At 70.0% G+C, this 21,042-nt stretch carries 23 protein-coding genes; 8 read left to right on the plus strand and 15 right to left on the minus strand.

What is annotated here, in order from left to right:
* The 5 genes from Q7P21_RS10035 to Q7P21_RS10055 all read right to left on the minus strand — a co-directional run.
* The coding region (locus tag Q7P21_RS10035; protein WP_304176978.1) for a F0F1 ATP synthase subunit A at positions 1–313 on the minus strand (313 nt) is incomplete at its 3' end.
* Between the two features lie 16 nt (positions 314–329).
* A complete protein-coding gene (locus Q7P21_RS10040) occupies positions 330–680 on the minus strand; it encodes a F0F1 ATP synthase assembly protein I (protein WP_304163947.1) in 351 nt (116 codons plus the stop codon).
* A gap of 235 nt (positions 681–915) precedes the next feature.
* The gene (gene smc, locus Q7P21_RS10045; RefSeq protein WP_304176979.1) at positions 916–4,359 is read right to left on the minus strand and encodes a chromosome segregation protein SMC; all 3,444 of its coding nucleotides are present in this window, start codon (positions 4,357–4,359) and stop codon (positions 916–918) included.
* An 18-nt stretch (positions 4,360–4,377) separates the two neighbouring features.
* Positions 4,378–4,989: a thioredoxin domain-containing protein gene (locus Q7P21_RS10050; protein ID WP_304163950.1), complete on the minus strand. Its 612-nt coding sequence runs from the start codon at positions 4,987–4,989 to the stop codon at positions 4,378–4,380.
* A 63-nt stretch (positions 4,990–5,052) separates the two neighbouring features.
* Positions 5,053–5,604 (minus strand): DUF721 domain-containing protein, encoded by a 552-nt coding sequence (locus Q7P21_RS10055; protein ID WP_304176980.1) that lies wholly within the window; start codon positions 5,602–5,604, stop codon positions 5,053–5,055.
* A gap of 208 nt (positions 5,605–5,812) precedes the next feature.
* Here Q7P21_RS10055 and mutY point away from each other — a divergent pair, with 208 nt between their 5' ends.
* Positions 5,813–6,859, plus strand: coding sequence for an A/G-specific adenine glycosylase (mutY, locus tag Q7P21_RS10060; protein WP_304176982.1), 1,047 nt, complete (start codon positions 5,813–5,815; stop codon positions 6,857–6,859).
* Here mutY and Q7P21_RS10065 read toward each other — a convergent pair.
* On the minus strand, positions 6,856–8,031 hold the full coding sequence (locus tag Q7P21_RS10065; RefSeq protein WP_304176983.1) for an MFS transporter: 1,176 nt from the start codon (positions 8,029–8,031) through the stop codon (positions 6,856–6,858). The genes mutY and Q7P21_RS10065 overlap by 4 nt on opposite strands.
* A 70-nt stretch (positions 8,032–8,101) precedes the next feature.
* Positions 8,102–8,410 carry a helix-turn-helix domain-containing protein gene (locus Q7P21_RS10070; RefSeq protein ID WP_304163957.1) on the minus strand — a complete coding sequence of 103 codons (309 nt, stop codon included), beginning with the start codon at positions 8,408–8,410 and terminating at the stop codon, positions 8,102–8,104.
* 79 nt (positions 8,411–8,489) lie between these two features.
* Between Q7P21_RS10070 and Q7P21_RS10075 the strand changes: the two genes are divergently transcribed.
* Positions 8,490–8,852 (plus strand): VOC family protein, encoded by a 363-nt coding sequence (locus Q7P21_RS10075; RefSeq protein WP_304163959.1) that lies wholly within the window; start codon positions 8,490–8,492, stop codon positions 8,850–8,852.
* Here the strand turns inward: Q7P21_RS10075 and Q7P21_RS10080 are convergent.
* The 4 genes from Q7P21_RS10080 to Q7P21_RS10095 all read right to left on the minus strand — a co-directional run bounded on the left by Q7P21_RS10080 (position 8,849) and on the right by Q7P21_RS10095 (position 12,315).
* On the minus strand, positions 8,849–9,922 hold the full coding sequence (locus tag Q7P21_RS10080; protein ID WP_304163961.1) for a site-specific DNA-methyltransferase: 1,074 nt from the start codon (positions 9,920–9,922) through the stop codon (positions 8,849–8,851). The two genes, Q7P21_RS10075 and Q7P21_RS10080, sit on opposite strands and share 4 nt — an antisense overlap.
* An 84-nt stretch (positions 9,923–10,006) precedes the next feature.
* Positions 10,007–11,068, minus strand: a complete 1,062-nt coding sequence (locus Q7P21_RS10085) for a DUF2332 domain-containing protein (protein ID WP_304176984.1) — start codon at positions 11,066–11,068, stop codon at positions 10,007–10,009.
* Between the two features lie 42 nt (positions 11,069–11,110).
* Positions 11,111–11,725 (minus strand): ribonuclease HII, encoded by a 615-nt coding sequence (locus Q7P21_RS10090; RefSeq protein ID WP_304176985.1) that lies wholly within the window; start codon positions 11,723–11,725, stop codon positions 11,111–11,113.
* Positions 11,725–12,315 carry a DNA-3-methyladenine glycosylase I gene (locus tag Q7P21_RS10095; RefSeq protein ID WP_304163967.1) on the minus strand — a complete coding sequence of 197 codons (591 nt, stop codon included), beginning with the start codon at positions 12,313–12,315 and terminating at the stop codon, positions 11,725–11,727. The genes Q7P21_RS10090 and Q7P21_RS10095 overlap by 1 nt, the downstream gene beginning before the upstream one ends.
* 51 nt (positions 12,316–12,366) lie before the next feature.
* Between Q7P21_RS10095 and Q7P21_RS10100 the strand changes: the two genes are divergently transcribed.
* Entirely contained in the window at positions 12,367–13,245 is an 879-nt protein-coding gene (locus Q7P21_RS10100) for an alpha/beta fold hydrolase (RefSeq protein ID WP_304163969.1), read from the plus strand.
* Between the two features lie 57 nt (positions 13,246–13,302).
* A complete protein-coding gene (locus Q7P21_RS10105) occupies positions 13,303–13,653 on the plus strand; it encodes an EF-hand domain-containing protein (protein WP_304176987.1) in 351 nt (116 codons plus the stop codon).
* 22 nt (positions 13,654–13,675) lie between these two features.
* Here the strand turns inward: Q7P21_RS10105 and lepB are convergent, their stop codons facing one another.
* Together lepB and Q7P21_RS10115 are read right to left on the minus strand one after the other, a co-directional pair.
* Positions 13,676–14,452 (minus strand): signal peptidase I, encoded by a 777-nt coding sequence (gene lepB, locus Q7P21_RS10110; protein ID WP_304163973.1) that lies wholly within the window; start codon positions 14,450–14,452, stop codon positions 13,676–13,678.
* 103 nt (positions 14,453–14,555) lie between these two features.
* Positions 14,556–15,371: a folate-binding protein YgfZ gene (locus Q7P21_RS10115; protein WP_304176989.1), complete on the minus strand. Its 816-nt coding sequence runs from the start codon at positions 15,369–15,371 to the stop codon at positions 14,556–14,558.
* A gap of 61 nt (positions 15,372–15,432) precedes the next feature.
* On the opposite strand from Q7P21_RS10115, the gene Q7P21_RS10120 reads away from it, so the two are divergent.
* From Q7P21_RS10120 to Q7P21_RS10135, 4 genes are all read left to right on the plus strand, one after another.
* The gene (locus Q7P21_RS10120; RefSeq protein ID WP_304163976.1) at positions 15,433–16,401 is read left to right on the plus strand and encodes a glycosyltransferase family 9 protein; all 969 of its coding nucleotides are present in this window, start codon (positions 15,433–15,435) and stop codon (positions 16,399–16,401) included.
* 8 nt (positions 16,402–16,409) lie between these two features.
* Positions 16,410–17,744 carry a dihydroorotase gene (locus Q7P21_RS10125; RefSeq protein ID WP_304176990.1) on the plus strand — a complete coding sequence of 445 codons (1,335 nt, stop codon included), beginning with the start codon at positions 16,410–16,412 and terminating at the stop codon, positions 17,742–17,744.
* 75 nt (positions 17,745–17,819) lie between these two features.
* Positions 17,820–18,911 (plus strand): YjgN family protein, encoded by a 1,092-nt coding sequence (locus Q7P21_RS10130; RefSeq protein ID WP_304163980.1) that lies wholly within the window; start codon positions 17,820–17,822, stop codon positions 18,909–18,911.
* A 274-nt stretch (positions 18,912–19,185) separates the two neighbouring features.
* Positions 19,186–19,980 (plus strand): M48 family metallopeptidase, encoded by a 795-nt coding sequence (locus Q7P21_RS10135; protein ID WP_304163982.1) that lies wholly within the window; start codon positions 19,186–19,188, stop codon positions 19,978–19,980.
* A 27-nt stretch (positions 19,981–20,007) separates the two neighbouring features.
* On the opposite strand, the gene Q7P21_RS10140 is transcribed toward Q7P21_RS10135, so the two are convergent.
* The gene (locus Q7P21_RS10140) at positions 20,008–20,619 is read right to left on the minus strand and encodes a YceI family protein (RefSeq protein WP_304163984.1); all 612 of its coding nucleotides are present in this window, start codon (positions 20,617–20,619) and stop codon (positions 20,008–20,010) included.
* Positions 20,620–20,655: 36 nt separating this feature from the next.
* The coding region (locus Q7P21_RS10145; protein ID WP_304176992.1) for a class III extradiol ring-cleavage dioxygenase at positions 20,656–21,042 on the minus strand (387 nt) is incomplete at its 5' end.

Raw genomic sequence — 21,042 nt, forward strand, 5'->3', positions numbered from 1 at the left:
AGTTCATGGTCAGGATGAACAGGAAGATGGTGAAGACGAACGGGAAGAAGGCGCGGCCCTCGTGGCCGATGATCCCGCTCACCAGGTCGTCGATATAGCCGAAGACGCCTTCGCCGATCACCTGCAGGCGACCAGGCACAACAGCGGCCTTCGCCGTGGCGACGGCGAAGAACAGCACGACGATCGTGGCGGCGATCATCATCGACAGGATCGAGTTGTTGATCGACAGATCGATCGCGCCGAGACCCGGGACGTTGACGGTAGGCAGAGGGAGAACCGGGTGGATCTCGAACTGATGCATCGGGCTGGCCATGCCGCCTCGAACTCCTTCAATCGTCCTCGTCGTCGAGGGGCAGGTCCTGAACAGGTCCCCACTCGCTCGCCGCTTCGGCGCTCATGCGTGCGGCCGTACGAACGGCCATCCAAATCGACACTCCGAAGCCCGCGAGGACCCCGATGACCATCCCCCAAGGCGCGGAATGGAGCAGGACATCGACGACAGCGCCGAATCCAATCCCCACGAACACGCCCCCGAACAACATGCCCATCAGGCGGACGCCGTAGCCGTGCGCCTTGGACCCATAGTCCGGCGTAGGCTGGGCTGTCCGCGCGGCTAGCGCGTCAGCTCGCTTGTCGAGGCTTTTGATCGCCTCATCGCGCGAATTGTCCGGAAGTGGCATGCGTCACGCGGTCTGGAGACCATGACGTCTCCGCCACAGCCCCGGGCTTCAAGTCGCGCGGAACCTATAGGCGTGGGTGCGGTGCGTCAAGGCTGGCTGGGGGGTATTTAGTCTGTTGATTCTATTGGCGTTTGCGGCCTTGCCGGAACTTGCCTGGGGACGGGCCCGGTTTCCCGCCCGGGCGGGCGGGACATGGCGCCGCGGGGGAAAGCCCGGGAAGCCGCCGAACCTGGGCCTATTGGGCGGCCATGGCCTCGGCCTGGCGCAGGTCGACCGAGACCAGCTGGGAGACGCCGCGCTCGGCCATGGTCACGCCGAACAGCCGGTCCATGCGCGACATGGTCACCGGATTGTGGGTGATGGCGATGAAGCGGGTCTGGGTGCGGTTGCGCATCTCGTCGAGCATATTGCAGAAGCGGTCCACATTGGCGTCGTCCAGTGGCGCGTCCACCTCGTCCAGCACGCAGATCGGGGCGGGGTTGGCCAGGAACACCCCGAAGATCAGGGCGCAGGCGGTAAGCGCCTGCTCGCCGCCGCTCATCAGGCTCATGGTCGCCATGCGCTTGCCGGGCGGGCAGGCGTAGATCTCCAGGCCGGCTTCCAGCGGGTCCTCGGACTCCACCAGCCGCAGCTCGGCCTGGCCGCCCTGGAACAGGGCCTCGAACAGGGTCTTGAAGTGGCCGTTGATCACCTCGAAGGCGGCCAGCAGCCGCTCGCGCCCCTCGCCGTTCAGCTCGTCGATCCCCTGGCGCAGGCGCGAGATGGCGCCGGTCAGGTCGGCGCGCTCGGTCTGCATGGTCTCCAGGCGCTGGGCGTGCTCGGCGGCTTCCTCCTCGGCGCGCAGGTTCACTGGCCCGATCGAATCGCGCTGGCGCTCCAGAGCGTGCAGGTGGACCTCGATGCCGCCGGCCTCGGTGGGAATCGCCACCGCCTCGTCGGCCAGGCGCTTGGCCAGCTGCTCGGGTTCGAGCCGGGCGGTCTCGCGGATCTGAGTGGTGACCTCGGCCAGGCGCTCGGCCGCCGCCTCCAGCCGGGCGGCCAGGGTGGCGCGCAGTTCGCGGACTTCGGCGGCGGCCGCGTCGGCGGCGCGCACCGCGCGGTCGGCGTCGGCCCGGGCGCCTTCGGCCTGGGCGAGCGCGTCTGACGACTGGGCGCGGCGGGCCTCGGCGACCGACAGTTCGTCCAACAGCTTCTCGAAGCGCTGCCGATGGGTGGCCGGCGCCTCATGGGCCTGGTCGAGCAAGCCCTGCGCCCTGGCCCGCGCCTCGGCCAGGACGTCCAGGCGCTTGGCGGCGGCCTGGGCCCGGCGGGTCCAGTCCTCGCGGTCGCGGTTGAGATTCTCGAAACGGCGGGCGCGGCCCTCGCGCTCGCGGGCCTCGACGTCCATGGCCGAGCGGGCGGTGGCGGCGGCCTCGCGGGCCGGGCCGGCGGCGGCGCGGGCGGCGGCCAGGCGGGCGGGCAGGTCGCCCATGGCCACGTCCTCACCGGCCTCCCCCACCGCGACCCGCAGGATCGATTCGGCGTCGGCCAGTTCGGCCTCGAAGCGGCGGATGACATCGTCCAGCGACTGGGCGTGGGCCTCGCGGCGGGCGGCCTCGCGCTCCAGCTTCTCCAGGGCGGCGCGGACGGCGGAGACTTTCTGTTCGGCCTGCTGCGGCTGGCGGCGCGCCTCGCGCAACACCTCGTCGGTGGTCCGCACCTTGGCGGCGGCGGCGATCTGGGCCTCGCGGGCGGTCCTGGCCTTGGGCGCCAGGGCCTCGATCTCGGTCTCGACTTCGGAGAGCCGGGTCTTCTGCTCCATGCGTACGGCGGCGGGCTTGGGGGCGTCGGCGCGGGAGGTGAAGCCATCCCAGCGCCAGAGGTCGCCCTCGCGGGAGACCAGCCGCGCCCCGACCGGCAGGCCGGACTGCAGACGGTCGCCGTCCTCGCGCTTGACCAGGGCCACATAGGCCAGCCGCGCGGCCAGCGCCTTGGGGGCCCTGACCAGGGGGGCGAGGGGCTCGGCGCCCTGTGGCCAGGCCGGGGTCGTGGCGTCGCGACCGCCCCAGAAGGACGGCGCCTTGGGGTCCAGCGCGGCGTCGAGATCATCGCCGAGCGCCGCGGCCAGCGCCGCCTCATAGCCGCGATCGGGGGCCACCTCATCCAGGGCAGGGGTGAAGCCGCCGCGCCGCTGCTGGGCGACGATCTGGGCCAGGGCCCGGGCCTCGGCGGTCAGGCGGCCGAGATGCTCTTCCTGTCTGCGGGCGGCTTCGCGGGCCTCGGCCTCGGCGTCCTGAGCCTTGGCGCGTTCGTCCTCAGCGGTCTCCAGGGCGGCGCGGACGGCGGCCAGAGCCGCCTCGGTGCGGTCCAGCTCGGTGCGGGCCTCGGCGATCTGGGGGTTGGCGGCGGGGCCCAGCTGCGCGCGTTCTGCGCGGGCCTGTTCGAGGGCGCGGCGGGTGCGGTTGACCCGGCCCTGGGCCTCCTCGACCCGGGCGGCGCCGGCCCGGCGACGGGCCTCGTCAGCGGCCGACTGGGCGGCCAGGGCCTCGACGGCGGCGTCGGCCTCCATGCGCGCGGCCTCGGCGGCCTTGGCGGCTTCCGCCAGTTCCGGGCCGCGCTCGGGGGCGGCGGCGATGGCGGCTTCCAGGGCGTCGAGGTCCTCGGCCATGCGCTTCAGCGCCACCTCGGCGTCCTCGACGATCTGGGTCTCGCGGGCGCGGTCGGTGTCGATGCGGCCGACATCGGCGACCAGGCGCTCGACCTCGGCGGCCAGGGCCTCGCCCTCACGCTCCAGCCGGTCCTTGTCGATGGCCAGGCGATGCAGCACGGCGGCGGCGATGGTCTCGGCCTCGCGCAGCGGCTTGATCTGCTCGTCGGCGGCTGCGGCGCGGGTGGTGGCGGCCGCAGCCTCGCGCGCGGTCTCCTCGACGGCGCGGGCGGCGTCCTGCAACTCGCCCTGCAGCCGGGCGGCGGCGTCGCGGGCTTCGGTCCAGCGGACATGGAGCACCGCGCCCTGCAAGGCGCGGATCTCGGCCGACAGCTTCTTGTAGCGCTCGGCCTGGCGGGCGTCGCGCCGCAGACGGTTCAGCGCCGTCTCCAGCTCGCGGGCGACGTCGTCCAGCCGGGTGAGGTTGGTCTCGGCCGCGCGCAGCCGCAGTTCGGCCTCATGGCGCCGCGAGTGCAGGCCGGAAACCCCGGCCGCCTCTTCCAGGATCATCCGCCGGTTCTGGGGCTTGGCGGCGATCAGCTCGGAAATCTGGCCCTGGCGGACCAGGGCCGGGGAGTTCGAGCCCGTCGAGGCGTCGGCGAACAACAGCTGGACATCGCGGGCCCGGACCTCGCGGCCATTGACCTTGTAGGTCGAGCCCTCGCCGCGATCGATGCGGCGGACCACCTCCAGGACCGGATGGTCGTTGAAGGCGGCCGGCGCCTGGCGGTCAGCGTTGTCGATGGTCAGCATCACCTCGGCGTGGTTGCGCGAGGCGCGGCCGCCGGAGCCGGCGAAGATCACGTCGTCCATGCCGCCGGCCCGCATGGCCTTGGCGGAATTGGCGCCCATCACCCAGCGGAGCGCCTCCAGCAGGTTCGACTTGCCGCAGCCGTTCGGCCCGACAATGCCCGTGACTCCGGGTTCGATGCGGAACTCGGTCGCATCGACGAAGGACTTGAACCCGGAAAGACGCAGGCGCTGGAAGTGCACGGTCGGGCGGGACCCTTCTTACTTCGCCGCGGCGACGGCGGCGGCGAAGGCGCTGTCCAGCTGCTCCAGGCTGACCTCGCCCGAGGCGACCTGCTTGCCGTTGATGAAGAAGGTCGGAGTGCCGGTGATCTTGGCGTCCTTGGCGGCCTTCTCGACCCGATCGTTCAGGGCCTTCAGCGCCGTCTCGTCGGTGATGCAGGCGTTGAACTGGCTCTCGGTCATGCCCGACGACTGGGCGATGCGCAGCAGCACGCCCCGGATGTCGCCGGTCTGGAACATCTCGGTCTGGGCCTTGAAGATGGCGTCCAGCACGGGGAAGTACTTGTCCTTGCCGGCGCAGCGCGCGGTCAGGAAGCCGGCGGCGGCCATCTCCTGCGGCGGGGTCAGGAATTCCTTGAGGGTGTAGTGGACCTTGCCAGTGTCGATGTACTTGGTCTTGAAGGCCGGGAAGACCTCATTGTTGAACCGGGCGCAGTGGCTGCAGCTGGCCGAGGCGTACTCGACCATCTCGACCTTGGCCTTGGCGTCGCCCAGCGTCATGTCGTCGGCATTGGTCGCGGCGCCCTTGGAGCACCCGGCGAGCGCCAACACGCCCAGCATGGCGACGGCGAGGATACGGAAGTTCGACATGGGAGCCTCTGCGAAGTCTGAACGAATGATTAAAGCGCGATTCCCCTGATGGGGGATGCATTGTCAACGGCTGCGACGATCACGCAGCACGCCGCGACCCAAGCTCAGCAATGCGGCCTTGAGAGGGCCGTCGGGCGCCGAGGCCAGCCCTTCGACCAGGGCCGCCTCCTGGGCGGCGTCCAGCGGCGGGGATTTTCGGCGGGGCTTGGGCGGGTCGGGGACCAGGTTGCGCAAGGGTCCCTGGACGATCCGCAGCCTGTTCACCGCGCCTTCGCCGAGGAACAGGTTCACGCGGGAGACGATCTCTGTCGCCTGATGCTGGATCAGGGCCGCCCCGGCGCCGGCCACCCGGATTTCCAGTGACCCCGGTCCGCCGCCGCGCGCTTTGGTGAACCTCACCGGTTCGGTGCGCCGGGCGATCTCCTCGCCGACGATCTCGCGCCAGCGGGCCTGAAGCGCGCCTGGCCCCTGGCCGAATTTCTCGTCCAGGGCCTTCAGCATCTTGTTCAGCGCCCGCCCGGCCGGCGGGGCCGCCCGCCGCTGCGGCCGCGTGCGTTTCCGCGCCAGTATGGCGGCGGCTTCGGCGGCGGTGGGCAGGGGCCTGCGGGGGGGCATGGCCCCTTATAGCGTTGAAGCCGCCGCTGTTCACCTCTCCCCGCGATGCTGGGAGAGGGCAGGGTGAGGGGCCGGAGCGAAGCGGAGGTCTTTCGGCGAACGCAGGTGGTATGGCGCCGCAGCAGGCCCCTCACCCCAACCCTCTCCCCGCGATGCGGGGCGAGGGAGAAGCCTCCCCAACTGGCGCGGTTTGGGCTAGCTCATTGCCATGACCCCCGACACTCTCCGCGCGCGCCTGCTGGCCTGGTACGACGCCCAGGCGCGGGATCTGGCCTGGCGCGTCGGACCGGCCGACGGCCAGGCCGGGGTGCGTCAGGACCCCTATCGGGTCTGGCTGTCAGAGGTGATGCTGCAGCAGACCACCGTGCCGCACGCCACGCCCTATTTCCTGAAGTTCACCGCCCGCTGGCCGACCGTCTCCGACCTGGCGGCCGAGGAGGACGGCGAGGTCATGGCCGCCTGGGCGGGGCTCGGCTACTACGCCCGGGCCCGCAACCTCCTGGCCTGCGCCCGGGCCGTGGCCCGCGACCATGGCGGGGTGTTTCCAGATACGGAGGAGGGCTTACGCGCCCTGCCGGGGCTCGGCCCCTATACCGCCGCGGCCGTGGCGGCGATCGCCTTTGACCGGCCGGCCAATGTGGTCGACGGCAATGTCGAGCGGGTGATGGCGCGGCTCCACGCCGTCGAGACGCCGTTGCCCGACGGCAAGCCGCAGTTGAAGGCCCACGCCCTGGCCCTGGTGCGCGACGACCGGCCGGGCGACTGGGCCCAGGCGCTGATGGACCTGGGCGCGACGATCTGTCGGCCGAAGTCGCCGCTGTGCGATCGCTGTCCGATCGCTGCGGCCTGCGCGGGCCTGGCGACCGGTGCGCCGGAGACCTATCCCCGCAAGACCAAGAAGGCCGAGCGGCCGCACCGCCATGGCGTCGCCTATGTGCTGACGAGGGGTGACCAGGTGGGGCTGGTGCGCCGGCCGCCCAAGGGCCTGCTGGGCGGCATGCTGGCCCTGCCGACCAGCGACTGGAGGCCGGCGGCCTGGTCGGACGCCGAGGCCCGGGCCGCCGCCCCGGCGGCGCTTGACTGGCGCGACCTGGGCGAGGTCGAGCATGTCTTCACCCACTTTTCCCTGACACTGCGGGTGTTCCGCGCCGAGGGGGAGGCGGCGAATGTGATCTGGTCGCCGCGCCGTGACCTCGACGGCCTGCCCAGCCTGTTCCTCAAGGCGGCCAAGGCGGGCCTGACCCAGCTGATCTAGTCGGCGACGTGAGCCCGGGCCGGCTGCTGCGGGAACAGGAAGGCCAGGGTGGTCAGGGCGGTGAGCGACAGGGCGAGCGCCGCGCCGGGGATGGCCGGCACGCCATAGGCCGCCAGCGCCGCCCCGCCGACCGCCGAGCCCAGGGCCTGGCCCATGGAGATCACCGAGCCGTTCAGCGCCAGGGCCACCGGCGCCCCGCTGGTCGCCTGGATCAGCCGTGACTGGATCACCGGGGTGATGGAGAACAGGGCGGTGGCGGCCAGGAAGATGCCGGTCGCCACCAGCACCGCGCTGGGCCATCCGGCCGGCAGAACGTGGTGGGTGGCGGCGAAGTGGACGCTCATCGCCGTGGCCTGGATGGCGAAGCCCTGCAGGATCCAGCCGCGGCCCGCCTCGCGGTCGGCCGCCCGGGCGCCCAGGGTCAGGCCGGCGATGGAGCCGATGCCGATCATCGCCTGGAAGGCGCCGACGCCAGCGCCGGTCACGCCCGCCCCGACCCGCACGATCGGGGCGATGTAGAGGTTGAGCGTCATGTTGGCGGCGAAGGTCAGGAAGGTGGTCAGGTAGTAGGGCCAGACGGTCTTCAGGTTCAGGTCCTGCAAGCCGCCCTCCCGCTTCGGCGGCGCCGGCACGCGCGGCAGGAAGAAGATCACCGCGATCAGCGGGATGGCCGACATGGCCGCCGCCAGCAGGAAGGTCGCCCGCCAGCCGAACATCGCGCCCACCAGGCTGCCCAGGGGAATGCCGACCACGAAGGCCAAGGTCATGCCGCCGGACACCATGGCGATGGCCGAGCCCCGCCGTTCGGGCGCGGCCAGCGACGCCGCCGCCACGCTGGCCGCCGGGCCGGACATGGCGCCCGCCAGGCCGGCCAGGGCCCGCAGCACCAGCAAGGCGCCGAAATTGGGCGTGAAGGCGCAGGCGATATGCAGGACGAGGCCGGTGCTCAGACCGGCGATGACCATGAACTTGCGATCCACCTGGCCGAACAGCCAGGCGGCCACGGGACCCAGCAGGGCCGAGGTCAGGACGAAGGCGGTCTGCAGTTGGCCGGCCACGGCGGTGGTGACGCCCAGGTCGTGGGCCAGGGTCTCCAGCATGCCGGCGAAGATGAAGGCGCCGGACCCGAAGGCGAAGGTGACCAGGGTCAGGACATAGATGCGTGGGTTCATGGGAACAGGCTAGGCGGCGCCATGGGTGTCCGCCAGTCAAATACCGACCATTCGGTCGGCGATGCGCGGCTCAGCCGGCTGGCCCGGCCCGTCGCCACGGCGTGAGCACCTCATAGATCGGCGGGGTGGTCGGCCCCTCGCGGGTCACGGCGATCAGCTGACGCCGCGCCGACAGATGCCGGACCGCGTTCTGGACTGAGGACTTGGAGAGCCCGGTCTCGGCGGCGAGGGTCGACAGGCTGGCGGCGTGCTTGCGCTTGCCCCCCTCGGTGCGGCCCCAGAGCCAGAGATAGAGCAGATAGGCCGATGGCGCGTGATCATGGCCGATCAGGTCACGCATCAGCACGTCGAGAATGTAGCGATCCAGGGCGAGGGTCATGACTGTTGCTATAGTATTGAATGCACCTGTTGTCTCGGGCGGCCGGCTCAGCTGCAAAGGCGTGACCTGAGGAGGCCCCATGATCACCCACCTGAAGTTCGCCACCGTGCCGTCCCGCGATCAGGACGCGGCCCTGAAGTTCTGGACCGAGCAGGTCGGCTTCCGGGTGGTCACCGACCAGCCGATGGGCAACCAGCGCTGGATCGAGTTGGCCATCCACACCAGCCAGACCGGCCTGGTGCTGTTCACCCAGCCCGGCCATGAGGACCGCGTCGGCGGGCGGTTCAACGGCTCCCTGGCCTGTGACGATGTCGAGGCGACCTGGCGCCAGCTCTCCGCCCGGGGCGTAGAGTTCCTGAGCCCGCCGGAGAAGCAGCCCTGGGGAACCTTCGCGATCTTCAAGGACCCCGAAGGCAATGAGTTCGTGCTGAGCTCGCGCTAGGCCGCCATCTGGCTGCGGACCTTGGCGCGCAGCACGTCGATCGGGGCCAGGCCCTTGTCGGACTTGAAGTGCCAATAGGTCCAGCCGTTGCAGGCCGGGGCCGACTGGACCATGGCGCCGACCTTGTGGATCGAGCCGGCCATCTCGCCGATCACCAGGCTGCCGTCGGCGCGGACCCGCGCGGCGCGTTCGCCCTTGGGGCAGTAGAGGATGTCGCCCGGCCGCAGCAGGCCGGCCTCGACGATCTGGCCGAAGGGGATGCGGGGTTCCGAGCGCTTGGAGCCCATGACGTCCAGGTCGGCCGGCGAGATCGGAACCACCTTGGCGATCCGCTCCTTGGCCAGCTTGGCATAGGCCGGATCGCGCTCCAGCCCGACATAGCGCCGGCCCAGCCGCTTGGCCGCCGCGCCGGTGGTGCCGGTGCCGAAGAAGGGGTCGAGGACGATGTCGCCGACCTTGGTCGAGGACAGGATCACCCGGTGCAGCAGGGCCTCGGGTTTCTGGGTCGGGTGGGCCTTGACGCCCGCCTCGTCCTTCAACCGCTCCTCGCCGGTGCACAGGGGCAGGGTCCAGTCCGAGCGCATCTGCAGCTCGTCATTGGCCATCTTCATGGCGTCGTAGTTGAAGGTGTAGCGCCGGGCGCCACGGCTCTTGGAGGCCCAGATCAGGGTCTCGTGGGCGTTGGTGAACCGGGTGCCCTTGAAGTTCGGCATCGGGTTGGACTTGCGCCAGATGATGTCGTTGAGGATCCAGAAGCCCTGGTCCTGCAGGGCGGTGCCGACCCGGAAAATGTTGTGATAGCTGCCGATCACCCAGATCGCGCCGTCGTCCTTCAGCACCCGCTTGCACTCGGCCAGCCAGGCGCGGGTGAAGGCGTCGTAGGTCTCGAAGCTCTCGAACCGATCCCAGTCGTCATCGACCGCGTCGACCTTGGAATTGTCCGGCCGCAGCAGGTCGCCGCCCAGCTGGAGGTTATAGGGCGGGTCGGCGAAGACCAGGTCGACCGACTTGGCCGGAAGCTTCTTCAGCTCCTCGATGCAGTCGCCGAGAATGATGGTGTCGGGGGTCATGTCCGCCTCACGAAGTACGAAGCGGAATCCTGAATCTTTGTGGTGAAGGGCAGGTGATCAAACGTGGTTAACCGCGAAAGGCTTTCACCCCAGCCAGTTCACGAAGGCCCCGTGCGGGTGGACGACAGCCAGGATCCGTTCCTCGCCCGTGGGCCATAGGGTCAGGCGCACCTGCATCTGGGCCATGTTCCCGGGGTCGGGCTCCATGCGCAGCCAGGCGAAGGGGCCCCGGGCCGTGGCCTGGGCGCCGAGGTCATCTATTGTCCGGGCCAGCGCCGCCTGGCTCGTGGCCGGCATGTATTGCCAGAACACCGAATGATAGAGGCAGGTCACCGCGCCCGCGCGCGGCGCGGCGTGGGCGGCGGTCCAGGCGACGGCGTCCGCGGCCTCGACCTTGACCTCCAGCGCGAGCGCCAGGTCGATGGCGGCGCGGATGCGGGCCAGGCGCTCGAACTGGTCGGGCCAGACATAGGCCAGCAGCCGGCGGCGCATCAGCGGATCGGTCAGGTCGACGGGGCGGCGGTCGCAGGCGGCGCGTTCGATGATCTCGACCTTGGCGGCGACGGGCGGCGCGGGGCCGGTCCAGTCGGTATCCAGTTGTACCGCGGCGGCCGGATCGCCCCAGGCGGCATCGCCGAACTGATAGTGATAGCGGTCCCAATTGAGGTTCAACCCGGCGCTGGCGGCGATCTCGAAGGCGCGGATCGGCAGGCCGGTCTCGGCGGCCAGGGTCAGGAAGCCGGGCGCCAGGCAGACCGAGCGGCGCACTTCATTGGTCTGCGGCTCATGGTCCAGGAAGGCGATCAGGCGGTCGCGGTGGGCGATCATGGCCTCCTGCGCGGCGGGCCAGGCCCGGGCGGGATCGCCGGGCCGGTCCGGCGCCGGATAGAGGGCCGCCAGGTCCGGGGCGTCCCCGCTGAGCACCAGGTCGTGCAGGCCGCCGACCAGCCGCAGGGCCGTAGCGTCGTCGAAGGCGGTCTTCAGGCTGGCCGTGGCCCAGGGAGCGAGCAGGGCGGTGGTCGGGCCGCCGGCGTCCAGGTCGTCGGCCGCCAGTTCCAGCAGGCCGGCGTTGAACGGCGAACCCAGGTTCCCGCAGGCCTTGGCCTGGAGGCGGAGATTGCGGACAAGATCGGGATTGGCGGACATGGGTGGAGGTCACGCCCGGGTCGGCGCGTGGTCAATCTTGATTCAGCCGATCAATCCGGGCGCGTCATCCAGCAGCGCCCGCACCGGCGCCCAGCTCCTGCGGTGGATCGCGCAGGGGCCCTGGCGGCGCAGGGCCTCCACATGGATGGGTGCGTGATAGCCCTTGTGAGCGGCGAAACCGTAGCCGGGATAGAGGGCGTCGGCTTCGACCATCAGCCGGTCGCGGGCGGTCTTGGCGAGAATCGAGGCCGCGGCGATGGAAGACGAGAGGGAGTCGCCCTTGACCACGGTGCGGATCGGGCAGGGCAGCTGGAATTTGTAATTGCCGTCGACCAGGGCGAAGGCCGGCGTCACCGCCAGGCCCTCCACCGCGCGGCGCATGGCGAGCCCGGTCGCTTGCAGGATATTGAGCGCGTCGATCTCCTCGACCGAGGCGAAGCCGACGCACCAGGCGAGCGCCATCTGCTTGATCTGGACCTCAAGGCCGTCGCGGGCCTTGGCGGAGAGCTTCTTGGAATCGTCCAGGCCCGGGGGGATGGCGGATGGATCGAGGATCACTGCGCCCGCCGAGACCGGCCCGGCCCACGGCCCGCGCCCCGCCTCGTCGACGCCGCAGACCGGCTGGGGCGAGAGGCGCTCCAGCGCCATGTCCGGCATCAGGCGCTCATCCGCCGGACCCGCTCATGGCAGTGACAGGAGACCAGGTGGTCGTTGACGAAGCCGGTGGCCTGCATGAAGGCGTAGACGATCACCGGGCCCACGAACTTGAAGCCCTTGGCCTTCAGCTCCTTGGCCATGGCCTCTGCGACATTGGTCTGGGCCGGCACCTGGGAGATCTCGGTCCAGCGGTTCTGGATCACCCGGCCATTGGTGAAGGACCAGAGCAGCTGGCTGAAGTCCTCGCCCTTGTCGCGCAAATCCAGATAGAGCCGGGCGCTGGAGATCGCGGCATCGATCTTGGCGTTGGAGCGCACGATGCCGGCGTCGGCCATCAGCCGGGCGCGGTCGGCGTCGCCGAAGCGGGCGACCCTCTCCGGATCGAAGTCGGCGAAGGCGGCGCGGAAGGCGTCGCGCTTCCTCAGGATGGTGATCCAGGCGAGGCCGGCCTGGAACCCGTCCAGCACCAGCTTCTCCCAGAGCGCGCGGGAATCGTATTCCGGCACGCCCCATTCCGTGTCGTGATAGGCCTCATACAGGGCGTCACCCTGCATGCCGCGCCAGCCGCATCGAATCGGATCTGAGGTCATGATCCCATTTCGCGCGGATGGGCCGGCGCGGGCAAGCGGGAGAGGGAACAGATGGGGTTCGAGCGGTTCGAACAGTCGCGCGTCGATGTCGGCGAGGCGATCCTGCGGGTCCGCCATGGCGGCTCCGGCCCGCCGCTCCTGTTGCTGCATGGATACCCTGAGACCCACATGATGTGGGGCAAGATCGCCGACGATCTGGCCCGCGACTTCACGGTCATCGCACCCGACCTGCGCGGCTATGGCGAAAGCACCAAGCCCGCCACCGCCAAGGATCATGAGAACGCCTCCAAGCGCGCCATGGCCCGCGACGCCATCGCCCTGATGCGCCATTTCGGCCATGAGCGGTTCAATCTGGCCGGCCATGACCGGGGCGGCCGCGTCGCCTACCGCCTGGCGCTGGATCATCCCGACGCCCTGATCAAGCTGTCGATCCTCGACATCATGCCCACGGCCGAGGTCTGGAAGCGGGCCAACAAGGCCTTCGCGCTGGGCTATTGGCACTGGTCGTTCCTGGCCCAGCCGGCGCCCTTCCCGGAAAGCCTGATCGCCTACGATCCCGACAAGTTCCTGTTCGAGGGCATGATGCGCGGGGCGACCCCGCCCTTCGCGCCGGACGCTTTCGAGGACTATCGCAAGGCCGCCCGCGATCCCGCCGTCATCCACGCCATGTGCGAGGACTATCGCGCCGGGGCCAGCTACGACGTGGCGGTCGACGAGGCCGACCGGGGCGTGCGCAAGATCAGCTGTCCGGTGCAGATCCTCTGGGGCGGCAAGGGGGCTCTGGGCGCCTGGTACGACGTGCTCGGCGTCTGGCGCGAATGGGCGGACGACGTCACCGGCCAGGCCATCGATTGCGGCCACTTCATCCCCGAGGAAAAGCCGGCGGAGACGCTGGCGGCGCTGCGGGGGTTCTTCGGGGCTGCGACCTAGAGGCGTCCGGACAGGATTTCACTGACCTGCAACGGAATTGGCGTTAGAATTCCGTCCATGAGCGACACTCGCCCTCCGAAGAAGAGCGAATCCCTGGAGATTCGCATCCCCTATCCGACCAAGCAGGCCTTCATGGCCCGCTGCCGGGACGAGGGGCGTTCGGCCAGTGAGGTCCTGCGCGGGCTGATCGAGACCCGCCTGTCGGGTGAGACGATCGACGCCGCCAAGGCTGCGCGCCGCCGCATGCGCCTGATCGCGGGGACCCTGGTCGCGCTCGCCGTCGGCGCCGTGGCTGTGCCGTCGCTGGCGCGCGCCCCGCACGAGACCCAGAGCCGCCGGGCCTTCGAACGCCTGGACGCCAACCACGACGGCGTCGTCAGCTACCAGGAATTCCGCCGCGCCAACTGAGCCGGCGCTGCGACCTGCGCCCCTAGTGCAGCCGGTGGAACAGCCGGTGGACATTGAGCTTGGTGAACCAGGTCCAGGGCAGGAACAGCGACGCGCCCGGGCGCCATGACACCAGCACCAGCTCGGCCCGGCCCACGAAGTTCTCGGCCGGCACGAAGCCCACCCCGACTTCTTGCGGCCAGCGGCTGTCCAGCGAGTTGTCGCGGTTGTCGCCCATCATGAAATAGTGGCCCTGGGGCACGACATAGACGTCGGTGTCATCGCCCTCATGGTCGGGCGAGCGGTCGAAGGTGACGTAGCTGTGGCCGTCCGGCTTGGGCTCGGCGTACTGCATGACGCTCAGGCCGGGGGTGTCGGGGTCTTCCGTCGGGCCCAGCGGGGTGCGCGGGATCATCTTGCCATTCAGGAACACCACCCCGCCCCGGACCTGGATGCGGTCGCCGGGCAGGCCGATCAGCCGCTTCACATAGGTGATGTTCAGGTCGCGCGGCAGCTGGAACACCACGATGTCGCCGCGCTTGGGCGACGGGCCCAGGATGCGGCCCTTGAACAGCGGCGGGCAGAACGGGATCGAGCAGCGGCTGTAGCCGTAGCTGTATTTCGACACGATCACATAGTCGCCGGTCAGGAGAGCCGGCTCCATCGAGGCCGACGGGATCGTGAACGGCTGGAACAGGAAGATCCGCAGCACCAGGGCGATGGCCAGGGCATAGGCCACCGTCCGGCCGATCTCGATCAGCTCGGCCCAGCCGTCCTGGACGGCGGTCTTCGGGCCGGGGGCGTCGGGCGTGGTCGTCATGGTGATCCTGCTGGCGTCGAGGCGGTAAAGACCTCGCCTGCTCTCTCGGGCCAACGGCGGCGAAGTTCAACCGAAGTCGTGTCCGGACAGGCGATTTCCTCGGTCAGGACAAGGGCGGCGGTTGGTCCGCCGCCATCCAGTCCGGCCGCTCGACCCGCACTTCCCAGCCGTCGGCGGTGAGGTCGCCCGAGATGCGGTCGAGACGGAGCGAGGCCATGGCGCGGCCGTCCATGCCGGACAGCACCTCGCCGGCCCGCAGGGTTCCGGCCAGGATTTCAGACCCGAAAGCCGGGCCCTCGCCGTCGAAATTGATCGGCAGCATGCGGGTCTTGATCTGCCCGCGCCGCTTCATGCGCGAGGTGGTCTCCTGGCCGATGAAGCAGCCCTTCTTGAAGTCGATGCCGCCCAGCAGGTCGAAATTGGCCTCGATCGGATAGGTCTGCTCGAAGCCCCAGTCGGCCGGGCCCGGAACCCCGAGCTCCAGGCGGTGAGCGTCGTAGTCTTCCTCATCATCCGTGGCCGGCAGGCTGGCGCCATAGCTCCGAAAGCCCAGGCCCGGCAGGCGGGGATCTGTGACCCATTCGTCCTGTGCCGGCGCCGGCCCGCCCCAGAGCGCCGAGACCGGGGTTTCGTCCGCAGCGATCTCCGCCTTGGCCCGCAGGCGATACATCTTCAGGCGCTGGATCAGGGCCTCGCGGTGCTCGGCCTCCACCTCCAGCCAGCAGCCGTCGGCGCGACCGACCACGAACAGATCGTACATCAGCTTGCCCTGGGGGGTCAGCAGGGCGGCGAACCGCGCCTCGCCGGCGGCCAGGGTTTCCACGTCCTGGGTGATCAGACCCTGGAGGAAGCTTCGCCAGTCCTCGCCGCCGAGGGCGATCAGAGCGCGGCTGGGCAACAATGCGTGATGAATGGACATGCTGACGCAGTTAGGGGTCCGGCGGGTGGAGCGCCAGCCTTTGCGCCTCTATAAGCGTCTGATGACCCGCGGGACTTTCCCGATTCTGTTCATCACCGCCACGCGGATTGGTGACGCCGTGCTGTCCTCGGGCCTGATCCGCCGGCTGGCGGACGAGATCCCCAATGCCCGCTTCACGGTGGTGGCCGGCCCGGTCGCCGCGCCGCTGTTCGTCGACATGCCGGCGCTCGACGAGATCATCGTCTTCGAGAAGTCCAAGGACGGCGGCCACTGGTTCAAGCTGTGGCGGCAGGTGCGCAAGCGGGACTGGGGCCTGGTCGTCGACCTGCGCGGCTCGGCCATTTCGCGCTTCCTGAAGACCAAGCGCCGCGCCGTGTTCCGTCGCCCGCTGAGCGGCGAGCCGGTCCACAAGGTGATCGAGGCCGCCCGGGTGCTGCGCATCGAGGACGAGCCGGCCGCGCCCTATCTCTACACTTCCGCCGAGACCGAGATGGCGGCGGTGGACCTGACCGCCGGCGTCGGCCCGATCCTGGCCCTGGCGCCCTCGGCCAACTGGGTCGGCAAGACCTGGCCGGTGGAGCGCTTCGCCCAGGTCGGCATGCAGCTGCTCGGCGAGGGCGGCCCCCTGCACGGCGGCCGACTGATGGTGCTGGGCGGGCCCGAGGACGCCCATATCGGCCAGTCCCTGCGCCATGTGGTGGCCAAGGACCGGTTCATCGACCTGGTCGGCAAGGTCGACCTGCTCACCGCCCATGCCTGCCTGAAGCACGCCCGGCTGTTCATCGGCAATGATTCCGGCCTGATGCACCTGGCCGCCGCCGCCGGGGTTCCGACCGTCGGCCTGTTCGGCCCGTCGGACGACCAGCTCTATGGCCCGTGGGGCGTGAAGGCCCGGGTGGTGCGGGGTCCGCGCACCTATGAGCAGATCGTGGCTGTTGACCCTAGCTTCCAACAGGCGGTCTGCCACATGATGGACTTGCCCGTCGACACCGTGGTCGCCGCGGCCAAGGACCTGTTAGCCGAAACCTGAGGCCCCCGATGTCTGAGACCTTTGACCTGATCGTCCGTGGCGGCGAGGTGGTGAACCATGCTGGCCGGGGCTTCGCCGATGTCGGCGTCCGGGCGGGCAAGATCGCCGCGATCGGCGACCTCTCCCAGGCCTCGGCCGGCGAGGTGTTCGACGCCAAGGGGCTGGCGGTGCTGCCGGGCGTCATCGACAGCCAGGTCCATTTCCGCGAGCCCGGGCTGGAATGGAAGGAAGACCTGGAGACCGGCAGTCGCGGCGCCGTGCTGGGCGGGGTCACCGCCGTGTTCGAGATGCCGAACACCGAGCCCACCACCACCGATCCCGACGCTCTGGCCGACAAGCTGACCCGCGCCCACCACCGGATGCATTGCGACCACGCTTTCTATGTCGGCGGCACCCATGAGAACGCCGCCTTCCTGGGCGAGCTGGAGCGCCTGCCCGGCTGTTGCGGGATCAAGGTGTTCATGGGCGCCTCGACCGGCACCCTCTTGGTGCAGGACGACGAGGGCGTCGAGCAGGTGCTGCGCCATGTGAACCGCCGCGCCGCCTTCCACTCCGAGGACGAATACCGGCTGGCCGACCGCCGGCCGTTGGCCCGCACCGGCGATTGGACCAGCCATGAGGAGGTCCGCGACGCCCAGTCGGCCATCCAGTCCACCGAGCGGCTGGTGCGGATCGCCAAGGGCCTGGGCAAGCGCATTCACGTGCTGCACGTCACCACCGCCCAGGAGGTCGCCTTCCTGACCGAGCACAAGGACGTGGCCAGCGTCGAGTTCACCCCCCAGCACCTGACCCTGACCGCGCCCGAGGCCTATGAGCGGCTGAAGGGCTATGCCCAGATGAACCCGCCGATCCGCGGCAAGGCGCACCAGGACGCCCTGTGGCGGGGCATAGCGCTGGGCGTCGCTGACGTGCTGGGCTCGGACCACGCGCCGCACACCAAGGATGAGAAGGCCCGGCCCTATCCGGCCTCGCCCTCCGGCATGCCCGGCGTGCAGACTCTGGTGCCGATCATGCTGACCCATGTGGCCCGGGGCCGGTTGAGCCTGGAACGCTTCGTCGACCTGACCAGCCATGGCGCCAACCGGGTGTTCGGCCTGGCCGACAAGGGCCGGATGGCCGTGGGCTATGACGCCGACCTGACCATCGTGGACCTGAAGGCGCGCCGCACCATCCGCCACGAGGACATGGCCACCCGCGCCGGCTGGACCCCCTTTGACGGCTTCGAGGCCGAGGGCTGGCCGATGGCCACCATCATCCGCGGCCGGGTGATCATGCGTGACGACGAGATCATCGCCCCCAGCCTGGGCGAAGCCGTGCGCTTCGCCGAGACCCTGGCCCACTGACGCCTGTCACGGGAGCGAGGTTGCGGGATCGCGCCTAGCGTGCAAGCCTCGGTAGCGTTTTTTGCCGGGGGGCACATGTTCAATTCTGATAACCCGACGCCAGAGGGCGTCGAGACCCTGACCTTCGCCCAAAAGGTGCGGCTCGGGTCGTTCCTGGGGCTGAGCGTCAAGAACGGCCTGCTGAACCTGGTGACCCTCACGCTCTACCGGTTCTGGGGCCGGACCGAGGTGCGCCGCCGACTGTGGCAGGCGATCTATCTGAACGACGAACCCTTCGAATACACCGGGCGCGGCGGCGAGCTGTTTCGGGGCTTCCTGTACGCCATGCTGCTGGTGGGTTTGCCCCTGCTGGTCGTGGTCGCGGGCGCTCAGTTTCTCGGACCGAAGTTCGCGGCCCTGATCATCTTCCCGATCTATCTGTTCCTCTTTGTCCTGTTCGGCTTCGCGCGTTTCTCAGCGTTCCGCTATCTGGCCAGCAGGACCCTATGGCGCGGCGTCAGGTTCCAGCTGAAGGGCTCGCGGATCCGCTACGGCTTCAGCTATCTGGGCTATCTCCTGCTGTCGGTGATCACCCTCGGCTGGTTCTGGCCTGCGGCCGAGCGCCGGCTGGCCGGTCCGCTCTGGGATGGACTGAGATTCGGCGACCGCCGGTTCCGCTTCAGCCTGGACGCTGCGCGCAAGATCCCGATCTATCGCGCCTTCATTCCGGCGGCCCTGGTGTTCGGGGTCCTCTACTTCGCGGTCATGGGGGTGATCTTCGCGATCCGCTTCGCCGCCCAGAAGGCCCAGCCCGCAGCGCCCGACGGCGCCATGATCGTCCTGATCTACGCGATGCTGCTGCCTCTGAGCGTCCTGGGCGTGCTGATATTCGCGCCCTATCAGGCCGCGCGGCTGCGGTCGGTGGTGGCGGGGATCAGCCTCGAGGACGCCCGCTTTCGCCTTGAGGTCAAATGGTGGGGCATGGCGATGCTGGAATTGGGCAACCTGCTGCTGCTGATTATCAGCCTCGGCCTGCTGTTCCCGGTGGTGGAGGCGCGGACTGCCCGCTTCCTGATCTCCAGGCTCAAGAGCACGGGGACCGCCGACCTGGCCTCCGCCGTCCAGGCCCCGCGCGGGCCGGGCACGGGCGAGGGATTGGCCGACGCCTTCGGCGCGATCAATCTCTGACCCGATGGACGGCGCGTTCTTCGACGGTCGGACCTCCAGGCCGCATCAGGTGGATGTCGCGATCTCCGAGGGCGCGCTGCTCTTTGAGGCGGGAGGAACCCGTCACGCCTGGCCGCTCGAGGGGCTCCGCGTCGAGGTTCTTGGGGATCGGGTGCGCCTGTCCTGTGACGCCGGCGCGGACGGTCGTCTGACGCTCTCGCGCGCGGATTGGCGCGCGGTCCTGGGTCGTCACGGGCGGAGGGTGGAGGCCCGTGGCCGTCGCCGTGAGGGCCGCGTGGTGCTGAGCCTCGCGGCCGTGGGACTAACCATGGCGGCGATCGTGTTCGTCGGCCTGCCGGCGGCGTCCGGCCCGCTCGCGCGACACACCCCGCCGGATCTGGAGCGGCAAATCGGCGACAGCTTCGACGCCCAGCTTGGCCTCGGGATGAAGACCTGTTCCGGGGGCGAGGGCCAGGCGGCCCTGGCGCGGTTCGGTCATCAGCTGCAGGCGCGGACGGGGACGCCGTTCGACATCCGGGTTCGCGCCGTGCGGGCGCCTTTCGCCAACGCCATGGCGCTGCCGGGCGGGCGGATCCTGGTGACCGACAAGCTCATCGCCTTCACGCGGACGCCCGACGAGCTGAGCGCGGTGATCGCCCATGAGGTCGCCCATGTGGAGCGCCGCCATGTGATGCAGGCCATGTGGCGTTCGCTGGGCGCGGGTCTGCTGCTGGATCTGGTGGTCGGCGGCGGCAGCGGGGCGGGCCAGCAGGCCGTGCTGCTCGCCGGTTCGGCCTCCGATCTTCGCTATAGCCGTCGCGCCGAGGCCGAGGCCGACGCCCGGGGCATGGAGCTTCTCCAGGCCGAGGGCCTGTCGTCCCAAGGCATGGCGCCGTTCTTCCGGCGCGTGGCGGCCGGCGATGGGGAAAAGGCCGCCAGCCCGCTGCGGGAACTGGTCTCGAGCCATCCCGACAGCCTTCGGCGGGCGCAGGTCAGCGCCGCTCACGCCCGGCCGGGCGCGGCGGCCTTTGACACCCAGGCCTGGGCGAGCATTCGCGCGGCCTGCCCGCCGGCGCGCGCGCCCCATTGAAGCGGCGCGGCGCTCCGGGGCGAGCGCCTACTTCTTCTCGAACGGCGCGCTGATCAGCAGGTCGACAGTGTCGCCGATCATCGGGACATAGGTCTTCACCCCGAAATCCGAGCGCTTCAGCGTGGCCTTGGCGTCGAAGCCGATGGTGAAGGCCTTGCTCATCATGTTCGTGCCCGAGCCCTTGAAGGTGACGTCCAGGGTCACCGGCTTGGTCACGCCGTGGAAGGTCAGGTCGCCGGTCACCTTGGCGGTGTTGGCGCCGGTCGGCGCGACCGAGGTCGAGTGGAAGGTGATGGTCGGATAGGTCGTGGCGTCGAACCAGGCGGCGCTCTTCAGCTCACCGTCGAGGGTGGCGTTGGTGGTGCTGACGCTGGCGACCGGAATGGTCACGTCCAGCTTGGCGGCGGCCGGGGCCTTGGGGTCGATGGTCAGGCTGCCGGTCGGCTTGGAGAAGTCGCCGTACCAGGTGGAGAAGCCCATGTGCGAGACCGAGAACACCACCCGGGCATGGTTGGACTCCAGCGCATAGGTCCCGGCCTGGACGCTCGACGGGTCGGTGGAGACCTGGGCGAGGGCGGGGGCGGCGACGGAGATGAGGGCGGCGCCGGCGAAGGCGGCCAGGGCGAAGGGCTTGGTCATGGAGAGGTCCTTGGACTTTTCGGGGAGGAGAATGGGTCAGCCGAACTGGAAGCCGGAGAGCGCCTTGCCCCCCAGGTGATCGGAATAGGTCCGTCGGCCGCGATCGGTTCCCGCCGCGCCGGCGGCGACCATCAGCGGCAGCAGGTGTTCCTCGCGCGGATGGGCCTCGCGGGCGAAGGGCGCCTGGGACCATGCGGCCAGCTGGGCGTCGCGGACGGCCGGATCGGGGGCCGTCGCGGCCGCGGTCAGCCAGGCGTCGAAGGCCTCTGAGCCTGCGTCGCCGGTGGGGCCGCGCAGGGTGCGCAGATTGTGAAAGCTCATGCCGCTGCCGATGATCAGCACGCCCTCGTCGCGCAGGGGCTCAAGCGCCCGGCCGATGGCCAGGTGCTGGGCGGGATCGAGGTCCTGCTGCAGGGAGAGCTG

This window comes from Phenylobacterium aquaticum (assembly GCF_947378715.1).
Classification (GTDB): Bacteria; Pseudomonadota; Alphaproteobacteria; order Caulobacterales; family Caulobacteraceae; genus Phenylobacterium; species Phenylobacterium aquaticum_A.

Coding starts and splice junctions, on each gene's coding strand:
- Q7P21_RS10040 (WP_304163947.1), bottom strand. CDS start 680: ATGCCACTTCCGGACAATTCGCGCGATGAGGCGATCAAAAGCCTCGAC.
- Q7P21_RS10050 (WP_304163950.1), bottom strand. CDS start 4,989: ATGTCGAACTTCCGTATCCTCGCCGTCGCCATGCTGGGCGTGTTGGCG.
- Q7P21_RS10055 (WP_304176980.1), bottom strand. CDS start 5,604: ATGCCCCCCCGCAGGCCCCTGCCCACCGCCGCCGAAGCCGCCGCCATA.
- mutY (WP_304176982.1), top strand. CDS start 5,813: ATGACCCCCGACACTCTCCGCGCGCGCCTGCTGGCCTGGTACGACGCC.
- Q7P21_RS10065 (WP_304176983.1), bottom strand. CDS start 8,031: ATGAACCCACGCATCTATGTCCTGACCCTGGTCACCTTCGCCTTCGGG.
- Q7P21_RS10070 (WP_304163957.1), bottom strand. CDS start 8,410: ATGACCCTCGCCCTGGATCGCTACATTCTCGACGTGCTGATGCGTGAC.
- Q7P21_RS10075 (WP_304163959.1), top strand. CDS start 8,490: ATGATCACCCACCTGAAGTTCGCCACCGTGCCGTCCCGCGATCAGGAC.
- Q7P21_RS10080 (WP_304163961.1), bottom strand. CDS start 9,922: ATGACCCCCGACACCATCATTCTCGGCGACTGCATCGAGGAGCTGAAG.
- Q7P21_RS10085 (WP_304176984.1), bottom strand. CDS start 11,068: ATGTCCGCCAATCCCGATCTTGTCCGCAATCTCCGCCTCCAGGCCAAG.
- Q7P21_RS10090 (WP_304176985.1), bottom strand. CDS start 11,725: ATGCCGGACATGGCGCTGGAGCGCCTCTCGCCCCAGCCGGTCTGCGGC.
- Q7P21_RS10095 (WP_304163967.1), bottom strand. CDS start 12,315: ATGACCTCAGATCCGATTCGATGCGGCTGGCGCGGCATGCAGGGTGAC.
- Q7P21_RS10100 (WP_304163969.1), top strand. CDS start 12,367: ATGGGGTTCGAGCGGTTCGAACAGTCGCGCGTCGATGTCGGCGAGGCG.
- Q7P21_RS10105 (WP_304176987.1), top strand. CDS start 13,303: ATGAGCGACACTCGCCCTCCGAAGAAGAGCGAATCCCTGGAGATTCGC.
- lepB (WP_304163973.1), bottom strand. CDS start 14,452: ATGACGACCACGCCCGACGCCCCCGGCCCGAAGACCGCCGTCCAGGAC.
- Q7P21_RS10115 (WP_304176989.1), bottom strand. CDS start 15,371: ATGTCCATTCATCACGCATTGTTGCCCAGCCGCGCTCTGATCGCCCTC.
- Q7P21_RS10120 (WP_304163976.1), top strand. CDS start 15,433: ATGACCCGCGGGACTTTCCCGATTCTGTTCATCACCGCCACGCGGATT.
- Q7P21_RS10125 (WP_304176990.1), top strand. CDS start 16,410: ATGTCTGAGACCTTTGACCTGATCGTCCGTGGCGGCGAGGTGGTGAAC.
- Q7P21_RS10130 (WP_304163980.1), top strand. CDS start 17,820: ATGTTCAATTCTGATAACCCGACGCCAGAGGGCGTCGAGACCCTGACC.
- Q7P21_RS10140 (WP_304163984.1), bottom strand. CDS start 20,619: ATGACCAAGCCCTTCGCCCTGGCCGCCTTCGCCGGCGCCGCCCTCATC.